General features: G+C 52.9%; 13 protein-coding genes and 2 tRNA genes. 9 read left to right on the top strand and 6 right to left on the bottom strand.

Going from position 1 to position 12,918, the window contains the following annotated elements:
• Nucleotides 1-2: 2 nt before the first annotated feature.
• Both purN and purM read right to left on the bottom strand, forming a co-directional pair.
• On the bottom strand, nucleotides 3-626 hold the full coding sequence (gene purN / locus HB779_RS12050; protein WP_256440575.1) for a phosphoribosylglycinamide formyltransferase: 624 nt from the start codon (nucleotides 624-626) through the stop codon (nucleotides 3-5).
• Nucleotides 623-1,684, bottom strand: coding sequence for a phosphoribosylformylglycinamidine cyclo-ligase (purM, locus tag HB779_RS12055; protein WP_188342637.1), 1,062 nt, complete (start codon nucleotides 1,682-1,684; stop codon nucleotides 623-625). The genes purN and purM overlap by 4 nt, the downstream gene beginning before the upstream one ends.
• Nucleotides 1,685-2,101: 417 nt before the next feature.
• On the opposite strand from purM, the gene HB779_RS12060 reads away from it, so the two are divergent.
• From HB779_RS12060 to HB779_RS12090, 7 genes are all read left to right on the top strand, one after another.
• Complete coding sequence (locus HB779_RS12060; protein ID WP_188342638.1) at nucleotides 2,102-2,650, top strand: CDP-alcohol phosphatidyltransferase family protein; 549 nt, start codon at nucleotides 2,102-2,104, stop codon at nucleotides 2,648-2,650.
• Nucleotides 2,631-3,806, top strand: a complete 1,176-nt coding sequence (locus tag HB779_RS12065; protein ID WP_188342639.1) for an AI-2E family transporter — start codon at nucleotides 2,631-2,633, stop codon at nucleotides 3,804-3,806. The genes HB779_RS12060 and HB779_RS12065 overlap by 20 nt, the downstream gene beginning before the upstream one ends.
• Nucleotides 3,807-3,840: 34 nt before the next feature.
• Nucleotides 3,841-4,533, top strand: a complete 693-nt coding sequence (gene hdaA, locus HB779_RS12070; protein ID WP_188342640.1) for a DnaA regulatory inactivator HdaA — start codon at nucleotides 3,841-3,843, stop codon at nucleotides 4,531-4,533.
• Nucleotides 4,534-4,661: 128 nt separating this feature from the next.
• Nucleotides 4,662-4,738 (top strand) — tRNA-Pro (locus HB779_RS12075).
• A gap of 74 nt (nucleotides 4,739-4,812) precedes the next feature.
• Entirely contained in the window at nucleotides 4,813-5,118 is a 306-nt protein-coding gene (locus HB779_RS12080) for an ETC complex I subunit (protein ID WP_188342641.1), read from the top strand.
• Nucleotides 5,119-5,174: 56 nt separating this feature from the next.
• Nucleotides 5,175-5,251, top strand: a tRNA-Arg gene (locus HB779_RS12085).
• A 638-nt stretch (nucleotides 5,252-5,889) separates the two neighbouring features.
• Nucleotides 5,890-6,656 (top strand): IS5 family transposase gene (locus HB779_RS12090; RefSeq protein WP_371823908.1). Its coding sequence is split into 2 segments (ribosomal slippage): nucleotides 5,890-6,211 and nucleotides 6,211-6,656, totalling 768 coding nucleotides; the frame shifts between segments, so codons are not numbered across the junction.
• Here the strand turns inward: HB779_RS12090 and HB779_RS12095 are convergent.
• Nucleotides 6,615-7,091: a hypothetical protein gene (locus HB779_RS12095; protein WP_188342642.1), complete on the bottom strand. Its 477-nt coding sequence runs from the start codon at nucleotides 7,089-7,091 to the stop codon at nucleotides 6,615-6,617. The two genes, HB779_RS12090 and HB779_RS12095, sit on opposite strands and share 42 nt — an antisense overlap.
• A gap of 123 nt (nucleotides 7,092-7,214) precedes the next feature.
• The gene (locus HB779_RS12100; protein ID WP_188342643.1) at nucleotides 7,215-8,933 is read right to left on the bottom strand and encodes a Hint domain-containing protein; all 1,719 of its coding nucleotides are present in this window, start codon (nucleotides 8,931-8,933) and stop codon (nucleotides 7,215-7,217) included.
• A 451-nt stretch (nucleotides 8,934-9,384) separates the two neighbouring features.
• Between HB779_RS12100 and HB779_RS12105 the strand changes: the two genes are divergently transcribed.
• Nucleotides 9,385-9,858, top strand: coding sequence for a VOC family protein (locus HB779_RS12105; protein ID WP_188345902.1), 474 nt, complete (start codon nucleotides 9,385-9,387; stop codon nucleotides 9,856-9,858).
• Nucleotides 9,859-9,980: 122 nt separating this feature from the next.
• On the opposite strand, the gene HB779_RS12110 is transcribed toward HB779_RS12105, so the two are convergent.
• Nucleotides 9,981-10,991: a PAS domain S-box protein gene (locus HB779_RS12110; RefSeq protein ID WP_244642355.1), complete on the bottom strand. Its 1,011-nt coding sequence runs from the start codon at nucleotides 10,989-10,991 to the stop codon at nucleotides 9,981-9,983.
• 244 nt (nucleotides 10,992-11,235) lie between these two features.
• Nucleotides 11,236-11,751 carry an AAA family ATPase gene (locus HB779_RS12115; protein ID WP_188342645.1) on the bottom strand — a complete coding sequence of 172 codons (516 nt, stop codon included), beginning with the start codon at nucleotides 11,749-11,751 and terminating at the stop codon, nucleotides 11,236-11,238.
• A gap of 386 nt (nucleotides 11,752-12,137) precedes the next feature.
• Here HB779_RS12115 and HB779_RS12120 point away from each other — a divergent pair, with 386 nt between their 5' ends.
• Nucleotides 12,138-12,758, top strand: coding sequence for a response regulator transcription factor (locus tag HB779_RS12120; RefSeq protein ID WP_188342646.1), 621 nt, complete (start codon nucleotides 12,138-12,140; stop codon nucleotides 12,756-12,758).
• Nucleotides 12,759-12,918: the final 160 nt, after the last annotated feature.

Below are 12,918 nucleotides of genomic sequence, written 5' to 3' on the forward strand. Positions count from 1 at the left end.
CATTAATCGCTGAAAACCGTCCGTCCGTCTTTCATGACCGCTTTACCTGATGCGACCAGTGCGAGGGCGCGAGCATAGGTTTCGTGCTCCACGGACAGAACCCGCAATGCAAGAGTGTCGGCGGTATCGCCATTGAGAACCGGCACGGCGGTCTGGGCGATAATCGGGCCTTCATCCATGCCTGCGGTCACGAAATGCACGGTACAACCATGCACGCGCACGCCGGCGTCCAATGCCTGCTCGTGGGTATGCAGGCCTTTGAAAAGCGGCAGCAATGATGGATGGATGTTGATCATCCGGCCTTCCCATGCGCCAACGAATTCAGCTGACATCAGCCGCATGTAACCGGCAAGACAAACGATTTCAGCCTTGGCCGCTCGCAAGGCGTCAGACACCGCTGCTTCATGTGCCTGTTTGCTTGGGTATTCGCGATGTGGAATAGCGTGAGCTGCAATGCCGTGCGTTCTGGCCGTTTCCAACCCGCCAGCATCCGCCTTATTGGCAATCACGGCGACGATTTCTGCTGGATAGTCAGCCGCCCTGGCGGCCTCGATCAGCGCGGTCATGTTGGAGCCACGGCCCGAGATCAGGACCGCGACGCGCTTCTTCTGTATCCCGCTGCTCACAGCGCCAAGGTGCCGTGATAGATAACACCCGCATCCGCACGGGCAACCATGGTGCCCAGACGCACAGCGTCTTCACCCTGTGCTTTCAACGCAGCAAGAACTGCATCCACCTGGTCCGGTGCCACAACGGCAATCATGCCGATACCGCAGTTGAATGTGCGGAGCATTTCATCGCGCTCGACACCACCAACCTTTGCCAGCCACGAGAAAACAGCCGGAACCTTGATCGCAGACAAATCGATGCTGGCAGTCAAATCCTTCGGCAGCACGCGCGGGATATTATCAGGAAAGCCGCCGCCGGTGATATGAGCCAGCGCCTTGATCGCATTGGTTTCACGGATAGCCGCGAGCAGCTGCTTTACGTAGATGCGGGTAGGGGTAAGCAGCGCCTGTCCGAGTGTCGTACCCGGCTTGAACGGAGCGTCGGCATCCCAGCCAAGACCCGATAGTTCGACAATGCGCCGCACGAGCGAGAAGCCATTGGAATGAACACCAGAGGAAGCAAGGCCGAGAATGACATCGCCTTCGGCAATATCGCCTGATGGCAGCAATTGGTTGCGCTCCGCCGCTCCAACAGCAAAGCCGGCGAGATCATAATCGCCATCCCGGTACATGCCAGGCATTTCGGCCGTTTCGCCACCAATCAGTGCGCATCCAGCCTGCAGGCAACCCTCAGCAATCCCCGTGACAATGGCAGCGCCCTGATCAGGATCAAGCTTGCCCGTGGCGAAGTAATCGAGGAAGAACAGTGGCTCTGCCCCTTGAACGACCAGATCGTTCACACACATGGCGACAAGATCGATACCAACCGTATCGTGAACGCCCGCATCGATGGCAATTTTCAGCTTTGTACCGACGCCGTCATTGGCTGCAACCAGCACCGGATCCTTGAAACCGGCCGCCTTCAGATCAAACAGTCCGCCAAAACCGCCAATCTCGCCATCGGCGCCGGGGCGGCGCGTGGAGCGCACAATCGGCTTGATCTTTTCAACAAGCAGATTGCCAGCATCGATATCGACGCCTGCCTGCGCATAGGTGAGGCCATTTTTGATCGTCATTGTATGCTCCGGATTATTGCAGGCGAAATGGCACGACTCCGCCCTTGCTGCAAGCTCTGAGTGCCGCAAGCGGCATGAAAACAGCACTTATCGACACATTGCCAGCCCCAAAGGGGTTGAGCAATGCCGCTGTTCTGTCCATGTAAGCCATGAACTGGTCACGTGGAGGTACATTATTTCGAGGCACAAAAGGTTTTTGATAATGCATGAAGGGCGGCGCGTGGTTCGACAAGCTCACCATGAGGGAGCGGGAGGATTGCAGGGAGCCATATTCTGCAATCGTTGCGATTAACCTTGCAGCCAACCCAACTCCCTCATGGTGAGCTTGTCGAACCACGCACCACGCGAAGTGCAAATAAGTTTAGCAAATATTGTGCAAGCGCACGATAATATGAGGAAGCGGAGGAAGCAGACCAAGTGACAGTTCCCAATTACATCACCATCTTCCGCTTCATCCTCGTCCCCTTCATCGTCATGGCTCTACTTTCCAATTACGTCGGCGCCGCTTTGATCGGATTCATTGTCGCCGGCGTTTCCGACGGTGTTGATGGCTATATTGCCCGGCGTTACGATCAGCGTTCGGAACTCGGCGCTTATCTTGACCCGATTGCTGACAAGCTCTTGCTGGTCACGCTGTTCGTGGTTCTGGGCTTTCTGAAGGAATTGCCGGTCTGGCTCGTTGTCATCGTCGTTTCGCGTGACATCCTCATTATAGGTGCCGTGCTTCTCTCGACCGTGATGGCCAACCCGGTGGAAATGCGTCCGCTTCTTGTCTCCAAGGCAAACACTGCCCTGCAGATATTGCTGGTGGTTTTTACACTGGCGGACATGCGGTTTGAATTTTCATTCGGCGATGGGCGAATGATTCTGGTATGGGTGGTTGCACTATTGACCGCAGCGTCTGCGACTGCCTATCTCCTGGCGTGGACAAAACATATGGCAGGCTATGAGCAAAACCGTAAGTAAGACCAAGACGACGCCTCCGGCCGAACGCGACATTCATGTGGATGTTCAGGTCAACACGCTGGCGACAAGCGTGCGCCGCCAGGCTGTCTTCTGGACCTGTGCGGTCGTGTTTTTCGCGCTGTTCCTCTACATCTTCTCGTCGATCCTACTGCCATTTGTGGCCGGACTTGTCCTTGCTTACTTTCTTGATCCCGTGGCCGACCGGCTTGAACGGCTCGGCATGTCGCGTCTGCTTGCCACCATCGTCATCCTCATCCTGTTCGTGGTGACATTTGCGATTTTGCTGATGATCCTCGTGCCCATTCTTGCCTCGCAGATGAGCGATTTCATTGCCAAACTGCCAAGTTATGTCTCGCGCCTGCAGGAATTGATCGCCAATCGGGATTCGCAATGGCTCAAGGATTTCATCGGCGTTGATGCTTCGGTCATCCGCAACAGTCTTGATTCGCTTCTGCAACAGGGTGCTGGTTTCCTGACAACCCTGCTTCAATCGATCTGGAGTTCCGGTAAAACGTTGATCGATGTCGCGGCACTCTTCGTGGTCACCCCCGTTGTGGCGTTCTATATGCTGCTCGACTGGGACCGCATGGTCAAAAGCATCGACAATCTGACCCCGCGCGACCATGTTCAGACTGTTCGCGATATTGCCAATGACATGAACAAGGCCATTGCCGGTTTCGTGCGCGGGCAGGGCACTGTCTGCCTGCTGCTCGGAATGATCTATGCAGTGGGCCTCACCATCGTTGGCCTCAATTTCGGGCTTTTGATCGGCCTTTTCGCCGGGCTTATCAGCTTCATTCCCTATGTAGGGTCACTGGTTGGACTGGTCCTCGCACTCGGCGTGGCCCTGGTGCAGTTCTGGCCGGATTACGTTTACGTTGGAGCAGTCGCGATTGTGTTCTTTATCGGTCAGTTCTTCGAAGGCAATATTCTTCAGCCCAAACTCGTTGGCTCTTCGGTTGGTTTGCATCCGGTATGGCTGATGTTCGCTCTCTTTGCGTTTGGCTCGCTGCTGGGTTTCACGGGTATGCTGATTGCCGTACCGACCGCAGCGGCAATGGGTGTGCTCGTGCGCTTTGTCATCAGCCGCTACCGGCAATCCCCGCTCTACACAGGGGATTATCCCAAAAGCGAGCAGCCAAAAGAAATTCGGTGACATCCCGGTTGGATTGACTGTATTTCACTGATCCATGACCGATACCAGCACACCGCGACAATTGCCGCTCGATCTTGGCCATGAGCCGGGTTATTCGCGCGACGATCTGATTGTCTCCGCGTCCAATATGGCCGCTGTGGACATTGTTGATCGCTGGCCGAGCTGGATTTCGCCTGTGGTTATTCTTGCTGGCCCGACCGGATCGGGAAAGACCCATCTTGCCGCTGTCTGGAAGGCCGAATCAGGCGCTACCGTGCTTGATTCGAGCAATATTGCCACCGCATCGGGAACCAATGGCCCTTTCCTCATTGATGATATCGGCGATGGCCCGATTGATGAGGCCGGTTTGTTTCATTTGATCAATACGGTCCGCCAGAATGGATCGAGCCTTTTGATGACGTCCCGCCGCTGGCCAGCCAATTGGCCCGTAAGGCTTCCGGATTTGGCCTCACGCCTCAAAGCGGCGACTACGGTGGAGATTGGTGAGCCAGACGATATTCTGCTGTCAGGCGTGCTCTATAAGCTTTTTGCAGACCGGCAGGTCGCCGTAGAGCCCAATGTTATCAGCTTTCTGGTCAGTCACATTGAGCGTTCTCTTTCCACAGCCAATCGCATTGTCGACAAGCTTGACCGTGCGGCACTTGAGAAAAAGTCAAAGATTACCCGTGCGCTTGCTGCAAGCATTGTCACGGCTGTCGACGAGGGGCAGGCGGCTTTCGATCTTTAGGCAAGTCCGTTCCCAGACAAGCGTTTGCCTGCGACAGCATGTCCTTCTCTGTTTTTTCTTCTGTTTTTATCAATTTATAGCTTGCTTCTCGGCGCGGGAAACTCTAGTCAGGCAACCGTTGAACATGACGGAGCGTAGCGCAGCCTGGTAGCGCATCTGGTTTGGGACCAGAGGGTCGGGAGTTCGAATCTCTCCGCTCCGACCATTTCAACGATGATGCTGCTGGTACTGAACCGAAGCCTGTAATATATCGGGATTTCAGACAAAGGGATTTCTTCTATGGCAGCACGAATTTATCGCCCCGCAAAAACCGCTATGCAGTCAGGCAAGGCTCAGGCCGAAGCTTGGACGCTGGAATTCGAGCCGGAATCGCCGCGTAAGGTCGAACCGCTGATGGGCTATACGTCATCGCGCGACATGAAGAGCCAGATTCACCTGTCCTTTGAAACGAAGGAAGAGGCGATCGCTTACGCGCAGAAGAACGGCATTGCCTATTCGGTGCAAGAGCCCAAGGAAATACGGCGCCGCGTGGTTTCCTATTCGGAAAACTTCCGTTTTGACCGCAAGCAGCCTTGGACTCATTGAATATTTGCAGTTTGTTTGGATTTTCCGGCGATATTGTCGTCGCCGGTCAACATGCTGGTCCCGTAGCTCAGCTGGATAGAGCACCGGCCTTCTAAGCCGACGGTCACTGGTTCGAATCCAGTCGGGATCGCCATACTTTCAAATATATCCTCGTCCACCTGATTATGTGCTTCGAGAAACCGCGTAATCTCCAAGTCACGCCTACCGTTCCCTGATTTAAAAATACCTCAAGTCTTGATCATGCGGCGCGAAGAGGCACGAAGCTGGTCCTGCCGGTATCGACAAGTTTTGGTCGTGCTTGGGCTTTCGATGATGCAGTCCAATGGGGATGGCCGCTGGTATCCACGTTCACGCGTAGAAAGATATGGGATTTGCAATCGGCTCAGAGCTCGCTCGGCAGCTTGGCTAGGTAGGGCAGTTAACTGCGATGTCCCTAGTTGATTGCTAGAATAAAATACTAAAAAGCTTTGTTACAAGAATTTTGACTGCTGTCGCAGCTCCTTCGTCTCGAAGCTTTTTAGCGACCCACCGCAAGGCTGGTAGCAACGTCATTTTCAAAAGTTTCTCGTTAACGTGTTCTGCACTCATCAACAATTTGCCTGCTTCCAATTCGGCAAGCCTGCGTTCTCCTTCGGGTTCAGCGCGTAGCTCATTATTTTCTCGAAGAATATCAATCGTTTTGCTTAGGACGTGTTGACAAAGAGGGTTTTCAAATCACGTAGGTTTTGATTCAAGGTAGCTTTCACGGAGGTTATCTTGATCCGAGGTTTGATGAGCGATGAGGAATGGGCCTGCCTGGAACCATTTGTGATTGAACGAGGCGCTCGCAGTGGGCGACGACCAAGAGATCACCGGCTTGTTCTGGATGGGGTATTTTGGATCGCACGGACAGGTGTCGCTTGGCGCGACTTGCATGAACACTTTGGCAAATGGTCATCAGTTTACCGCCAGTTCCGGCGCTGGACACTGTCGGGCTTGTGGGATGTGCTGCTTGAGGCCTTTAACGAAAGTGGTGACGGTAATCCCAGCCTGCAAATGATCGACAGCACAATCATCCGGGCACATCATTGTTCAGCCGGCGCTAAAGGGGGACTCCGCGTCAGGGTCTTGGCCGCTCAAAAGGTGGCTTTACGACCAAAATCCATCTCCGTATCAATGCGATGGGCCTGCCCATAGCCTTCACACTGACTAGCGGAGAAGTCTCGGACTTCAAGGGATACATGCCCGTTATGGACGCCGACGGACCCGCGCCAAAGGTGCTACTGGCTGACAAGGGTTACGATGCCGATTTTATTCGTCAGGACATGGAAAAGCGCGGTGGTATCGCCTTGGTGCCGACCAAACGCAACAGGCTCGTCCAGCTTCCCATCGATACCGCTATCTATGCCCTGCGCAACATGGTCGAACGTTGCTTCAACAAGTTGAAAAACGCTCGAAGGCTTGCAACCCGATACGACAAAACCGCCGACAGTTATCTCGGCTTCGTCCACATCGTCTCAATCCGCCTGTGGATGCGCCACTTTGTCAACGCCTCCTAGGCTTTTCTCAACTTCTCGAAAATCAGAAGTAGAACGATCTAAAGTGATTACATGCTCATCTTCTTGATGAAACGCATTCCCCACATCCAGAGGTTCATTGCTTGAAATCAGTTTATCGATTTCCACATAAAGGTCCAAATTGTTAAGTCTTCCCCAGCTTTCGGCTTCCTCTAAGCCCGCTTCAGTTAACGAATAGAATATATCCGCTCCATCATTCAAAATACTGGAGCGTTGCTGAAGTTGCTCCACGAGCAGGTGCTGATCACATAACCTTTTTGCTCCCGGCAATGTCCAACTTGGGTGGTATCGACCGGTAATTAGAGTCAACGCATTTTTAGGACGACGTGGTCTGTCGAGGTCCCCCTCGACCATCACTGCAAACCAAAATAAAAGATACCTTCGGAAATCACCATACGACAGCCGGTCATCAAGCATCTGAAATCCTCAAGGATGGTACTAGTATTCGCGAACTGGAGGCCTTTGAAGGCCAGCGTAAGGTTAGATCAGGGGATGCCAAACGTCTGCTGTCCCCTGACTTAAAGATACCACAAGTCTTGATCATGCGGCGCGCAGAGGCACGAAGCTGGCCCTGCCGGTATCGATCAGTTTTGGAAGCTGTGCCTTGGTTTTTGATGATCCGACCCAATGGGGATGGCCGCTGTTATCCATGTTCACGCGTAGAAAGACATGGGATTTGCAATCGGCCCAGAGCTCGCTCGGCACGTTGAGCGAGCCATTCGTCCATCGCCATGACTTGCCGTCTGCCGCCTCCTGATGATGGAAGCCATCCACAAGCCGGGGATCATCGATGCTGATATCCCGGCTGCAGCGCAGGCCATCATCAATGTGAAGTCCATAAACGGCGATGCCCAGCCTGCGCTCGTCTCCGGTGTCGGACCATTCCGAGGGAATGAACGTCTCCGATACGAGCCGCACGTCCTGCGTGCGTGCCGGAATGAGAAATCGCACCATGCCCTCGTCAAGATCGGGGTCGATCCGAACGCCATCGGCCACCAGATGGATATCCATATCGGTGGTTCTGACCCAGCCAAGCTGTTCCGCCCGGGCCCGCAGCCGCCTTGCCACCGCTTCGACAGTCAAGCCGTCAAGGATCAAAGGGCGGCAATATTCTTCTGGAGTAGCAAGCTTGCGCTCTGGGTCAAGCGTATCCCCTGTTCCCTCAAAGCAAGCCCGTGTTCCGCAATCGAGATAGCTTTCCGTCGGCAGGCCATTGGCGATCAGAATATCGTGGCTGTCGAGTTCGACGTGCCAATAGGTGACCTCATCGACGTTCACCTGCGCAATGGTGGCACCATTTATCAGATAACCGGCGGGAATAAGGACTTCATCGAGAAGACGCACGCAGACGGCATGGCCGGGAGAAAGCCACAGGTCAACATAGGGCATCTGCTCGCCAAAGGCCCCAGCCTGAATGCGAACCGGACGGGCGGTATCAAAGTTTGGCGATTTACCGCGGACCAAGGTGCAGTGACCCAGCCAGATAATCGGGCGGTGCTCTCCCGAGACCGTAATCGCCATATCTCCCACTTTGAGAGTTTCGACCGCGATATCGCCGCGCTCTGTTCGGATCAGAGTTCCCGAGGCAAAGCAAGGCGCATTTGGATCGACCTGGGTTGTTGTGAGCTTTCCCGTTTGCGGGTCGAAGGCCAGATCGGCCATGTCGACGCCATTGCCAAAATTGAGGGTGTAATTTCCCATATTTGTTATGAATGTTAACGTGTGCCCGTTTATATCCATCCCGGATATGGTGGCGCCGTTGATGGCGCATATGATGGTGTCACGAAAATAAAAAGACTCTATTATTCCGTCAAACTGCGTGTAGAAAGTAAAGGTTGCGCCGCTCGAATGAGGGTAGTTCCCAGCAGGCATTTGAATTATTTGAGCGGAGTTCGCTCCATACCATTCATAGGATGAACCTTCCCCCATTTTGACTGTGCCCGTTGCGATAGTACCAGGACCAGCAATGAATCGGGCGGAATACAAATATATCAAGCCGCCAGAGATGGTTCCTGGTGGAGATCCCCATGAAACAGTTATTGAATTATAAACCAGCAGCGCGGAGTTATTTAATATCAAACTCCCTACGGTGACAATATAGGCGGTCGTGCTCGTGTTGTTGAGTACCGCTGTATTCCAGCCATTGGGTCCGCCCGCGTCCCAGTTATTACCGCTCCACGGGTTTGTTACAGGATCGACCCGCGGATTATCCCATCCCTGCATATTGTCTGAGGGGCCAATCCAAGTTGTTGTTACCACGATCTTTCTCCGTAAGAGTGATATCCGCAGGTGTTTGCACTAGTATAAAATTTACGTTGAGCAGAAGGCATTCAATATAATTTTAAAATAAACAGCAAGTATTTTGCGATATCATATTTATAGCTGGCTATTATCAAGTGTGTAGTTATCGGAAACCCATATAGTGTTGATGGGAATGAAACTGTATCAGATGGCTCGGAGCTGACATGCTCCGGAAGGTTATCGGCACGGAAAATAGATTTTTCGATGGGATTAAAAATCAGTATTTATTTGTGGCTGGATTACTTGATGTTCAGCACAGACCTTTGGATAGTAAACACTCAAACCCAGTCTGAACACACAGCTTGCGGTAGATCATTCTCAATAATTATCCTGCTTCGCATCCTTTTGCCGGTTGATCGCGTTCTATAGGGATTGCAGAATGGCCGCAAAGGGAGGACGAGGAATGTCAATTGCCAAGAATACGATATGCGTATGGTACGACAAGGACGCCGAGGCGGCGGCCCATTTTTACGCGGAAACCTTTCCGGACAGTTCGGTAACAGCCGTTCACTACGCTCCCAGCGATTTCCCGTCGGGAAAGAAAGGTGACGCGTTGATGGTCGAGTTCACGGTCGCAGGCATCCCTTGTCTTGGTCTCAACGGCGGGCCTTCAATCAAACACAATGAGGCCTTTTCGTTCCAGATTGCCACTGATGATCAGCAAGAGACCGACCGCTACTGGAACGCTATTGTCGGAAATGGCGGTCAGGAAAACGTGTGCGGCTGGTGCAAGGACAAATGGGGTATCTCATGGCAGATCACGCCGCGTGTGCTGACTGAGGCTATGGCCACTGGTGGCGATGAAGCCAAACGCGCATTTGAGGCAATGATGGAAATGAAGAAGATTGACGTCGCCGCAATCGAGGCGGCGCGGCGCGGCTGACGGTTCTATGCGGGTACTTCAATGTTCGACGGATCTCGGCGCCGCTCTCAGGGGTACAGGGGTAGGCGCCTTGAATTATAAGCCGGCCACATGGGAAAGGCTTTACGAGTCTCGTGCCGATGTCATTCGTCATCCTCACGGAGGCATCGGTCCAGAGGCGCCTTAAGCTCCCAGATGCGTAACGCTCCTTCTCGGGAAAACGTTGACTTGCCGCTGAGTGAGGATGGTGCCACGCGCAACAGAACGACACTGCCAAAGCCGGTTCTCTGTTTTTTGTCCTCTGTCGCTTCATCCGGCGAATCGTCCGTTTCGCTCCATCTCAGTAAAAGATAGGGTTGGTCCTCTTTCACCACCTGCCAGGTAACCGAGATCATACCTTTGGAGGTTGCAAATACGCCGTACTTTGCAGAATTGGTCGCCAGTTCATGAATCGCCATTCCAATATTCAGAACGGCATGAGGCGCCAAATTTAAAAGCGGTCCCGACAGGTATACCAGGCCATCATGTCCAAAGGGCCGCAACTGATCTTCAATCAGCGATCCCATATATGCGCCCCGCCAATCACTCGACACAAGCAAATCGTGAGAAGTCGCGAGTGCGGTAATGCGGGAATTAATCTGATATGCGAATGAATCCACGCTTTCGGACCGTTTTGCGGTCTCGCGAATAATAGACTGGATGACAGCGTACTGGTTTTTAACCCGGTGGTTGACCTCTCTCAGAAGCACGCGGATTCTGCGTTCGTTCTCCTTCGCTGCCGTTATGTCGCGGATAATCTTGGACGCCCCAATGATGCGGCCTGCGGCGTCTTTGATCGGCGAAACCGTGAGCGATACAGAAATGAGATCGCCGGACTTTGTAACGCGTTGCGTCTCAAAGCTTTCCACGACCTCACCCCGCCTGATGCGCGCGAGGATTGTGTCCTCCTCGTCCTGATGATCGGCTGGAATCAATATTCTGATGCTTTTGCCGATCATTTCGCCGGCAGAGTAACCAAAGAACCTTTCGGCCGCCCGATTCCAGCTGGTGACGTTTCCGTCGAGGTCCTTACTGACGATCCCGTCGAATGAGTTATCCACAATTGCAGCAAGTTGCGCTTGGGCCAAATGATCATTTTCGTTGTCCGAACCCACTGCCATTCTCCATGTCTTTTCAAAAGCAATATCATTGGAGCCAGATTTAAACCAATTTCCTGCTTGGGAATTTCACTTGTCAACTGAACCTTCTCAGGTTGCGGTCAATTGATTTGAATGCCTGACGCAGGAGAAGAGCGTTACGGCTTCCGCAATGAAAAACTATTCACAAATTGAGTTTGAGCGGCACAGCTACGACCCGTACTTGGCGCATATCCAGGAGGCGGTCGATTCATAGCGCCCTTCAATGATCGTCACGGCCTTTTCCCAGTTGAAGGAGCAAACCAGAAATGGCGTCTGCCAAACTCGTTATAGATGTATCAACGGTCGTCGTTCCTGCACCCCACTTTTCAAACGTTCGATCGACAACCTGTTTCCACGTAGGCAGTTCTAAACCAGCGATATCTGAAACCCGGGTCTCAACCCGGCGTCTATGCTCCACCTCGTCCGAGCATATAACTTCAATCGCGTGAAAGGGAACGTTGGCCCGTGCTGCCACGTCTCGCCAGGCTTGACGGGTCAGCTCCATGCCATTGACGTAGTCGGCAATGACCGTTGCTCCTGCGCGCAGGTTTTCCTCTGCAAGGGCATATCCAACAATGTACGCTGCCGGATTGTCATCGTCTTTGAGAATTTCTGCCGAGATGAGAGCCTGCGCGATTGTGTCGGCACGCAGAAACATCCCATTCAGGCGTCGAGCAAGTTCACGCGCGATTGTAGACTTTCCGGTGCCCGGCAGTCCGCTCATAATGATCAGCATAGCAACCTCGTCCAGAATGCGATGAAACCTATGCGCCAAACTGTAACGTGGCAACCGGGAGCACAACATAAGTTGTCCAGCATTTTCCATATTATGTGGCGGGCAGGGAAGATCAGGGCACTGGTGGCGCTGTTTGAGCGCTCGACGCCGGTCAAGTTTAAGCCGAACAGTTGATCCGGGCTGTATCACGCAATGAGTAGATCATTTAGATCAAGCTGCTCGTTCGCAGAGTACGTGCCGGAGAGATTTATGTGCGCCGCAATAGCACGCGGTATAGTGCAGATGCACTAGCACGAATGGATTGTTTTGAATGCGGTGCAGTGACCGTGTACTGCAAATGAGCGTGTTGAAGTTTACGCACATGAAGTTCAATCATCGAGGTCAGCATGGAAAGTGATAACACAGCACCACAACGAATACTTCTGGCTGATGGGCAGCATCTCTATAGAGAGGCATTGCACCGGCTTGTAGCGCAGGTGTTTCCTACTGCGGAAATCAGAGAAGCGCTTGGCTTCGAGACCTTGACAGGAAGTCGGGAGTTTAATCCGGACCTGATTATTATCGATTTCTATTGTCCTGACTATGATCCCATCATGACAGCGAAATGGCTGCGCGGTGAATTTCCTTCGGCTTTCATTATTTTGCTAGCGGCACTGCAAGATCGCAAGGTCATCGACGCACTTCTTGAAAATGGTATCGATAGTCACGTCAGCAAATTTGTCTCGAACGAAGAGCTAACTCTTGTATTGTTGGAGACAAAAGCCGGTTCCTCCTCATTGGTCTTGGAGGAAAACGGACGCTGGGGGTTGACGCCTCGGCAGCGGAGTGTGCTCGACCTGCTGGTACGGGGTATGTCCAACAAAGAGATTGCGCGCGAACTGAAGATTTCACCGTTCACAGTGAGTATCCACGTGTCGGCCGTCATGCGCTATCTTGAAGTCGACTCACGGACAGCCGCTGCCGCCAAAGCCGCTGGCAATGGCATATCACAGAACCACATAGTGTGAGCGATTACGTGTTCTAAGCATAGCGTGGGATGCACTATTCTTATGGAGACTATCACAAGTTTGGCATGAAATTTCTCTTTGGAAAGCAATCCTTGAAATGGGAATTTTATCTATTTAGCCGAAACCGACAAGTCCCAAACAAAGAGCGAAGAAGTACAGG

The organism is Phyllobacterium sp. 628, from assembly GCF_014189505.1.
GTDB lineage: Bacteria > Pseudomonadota > Alphaproteobacteria > Rhizobiales > Rhizobiaceae > Phyllobacterium.

Coding starts and splice junctions, on each gene's coding strand:
- purM (WP_188342637.1), bottom strand. CDS start 1,684: ATGACGATCAAAAATGGCCTCACCTATGCGCAGGCAGGCGTCGATATC.
- HB779_RS12065 (WP_188342639.1), top strand. CDS start 2,631: ATGAGCAAAACCGTAAGTAAGACCAAGACGACGCCTCCGGCCGAACGC.
- hdaA (WP_188342640.1), top strand. CDS start 3,841: ATGACCGATACCAGCACACCGCGACAATTGCCGCTCGATCTTGGCCAT.
- HB779_RS12080 (WP_188342641.1), top strand. CDS start 4,813: ATGGCAGCACGAATTTATCGCCCCGCAAAAACCGCTATGCAGTCAGGC.
- HB779_RS12095 (WP_188342642.1), bottom strand. CDS start 7,091: ATGCTTGATGACCGGCTGTCGTATGGTGATTTCCGAAGGTATCTTTTA.
- HB779_RS12115 (WP_188342645.1), bottom strand. CDS start 11,751: ATGCTGATCATTATGAGCGGACTGCCGGGCACCGGAAAGTCTACAATC.
- HB779_RS12120 (WP_188342646.1), top strand. CDS start 12,138: ATGGAAAGTGATAACACAGCACCACAACGAATACTTCTGGCTGATGGG.